This is a genomic window from Bacillus sp. 05T31, assembly GCF_056396725.1.
On the sequence record NZ_JBFTMA010000984.1, the window covers coordinates 1 to 1,185 of the forward strand.

Annotated in this window: 1 protein-coding gene; it reads left to right on the forward strand. The window is 28.5% G+C overall.

What is annotated here, in order from left to right:
- Positions 1–133: 133 nt before the first annotated feature.
- Positions 134–1,185: ATP-binding protein (locus tag AC1DJR_RS30530; protein ID WP_477004315.1), on the forward strand; the 1,052-nt coding region annotated here is incomplete at its 3' end.

The window sequence follows — 1,185 nt, forward strand, 5'->3', positions numbered from 1 at the left end:
GACCATCCGTTTCATATTCTTATGAATAATTCAGAAAGTAATTTAGCATCAATAGATTCCAATTCGACTATTAATAAACTTAATCTAAACAATTTAAGCGAACATGAAATAATGCAGTTATTTGGAGGCTAATATGGAAAAAGACAATCAATTAAGAGTAAGAAGTTTTGAAAATAATAAAATCATCATTGAAATTATTAACTTTAATCAGTGGAAGGCTGAAAATACTGGATCAGATTTGAAAATTGGCTCATTTCTTAAAATTGAAGATGGTAACGATAAGGGTATAGTAACTATGGTGCAAAGTTTTAAAATGGCTGAAGTCCATTCGGATGATGTGATGCAACATGGTTCAAATCCAGAAGGAAACTTTTTTCTTGATACATATCCGATCGGTCAGCTGGAACAAATCGAGGGATCACTGAAGTATAAAAGAGGTATAAAGAACATTAGTATACCCCCAACTTCTGTTAGTCTACTATCTGAACAAGAACTAGGAGCTATTTTTGAAAATAAGGACCAACCATTTATATTTTCAAAACATAGTGCAAATGAGAGTATAGATATTATGGTAGATGGAGATAAATTTTTCTCTAAACATTTAGCTGTAGTGGGATCTACAGGTTCGGGTAAATCATGTACTGTCGCTAAAATACTCCAAGAAGCTAATAAGAGTAAAAGTATAAATATCAAAAATACACATATAATTATTTTTGATATACATGGTGAATATAGAAATGCTTTTGAAGGTAACTATAGATACTTAAGTATTGAACAAAATAATTTAAAAATTCCTTACTGGTTAATGAATGCAGAAGAATTAGAAGACTTCTTTATTGAATCTAATGAGGCAAATTCTCATAATCAAATTTCTCAATTTAAAAAAGCTGTTATTAGTAATAAAATCAAACATAATCCTTTATTAAATGTCACTTATGATAGTCCTGTATATTTTGATATTAATGAAGTTATTGAATATCTCAGTAATAAAAATAAAGAATCTAGGTATTCAGAAAATGACATAGAATATTATGCTATTGAAGGCAAGAAAATAGCATGTTCAGACAAAGATATAGTAGAGGATTTGTGGACGAAATTAGAATTTTATCAACCAACAGGAAATAGTAATCATCCAAATTTAAAAAAGAAAATTTCTAAAGGTTTCTTTAATGGAGAGTTTAATAG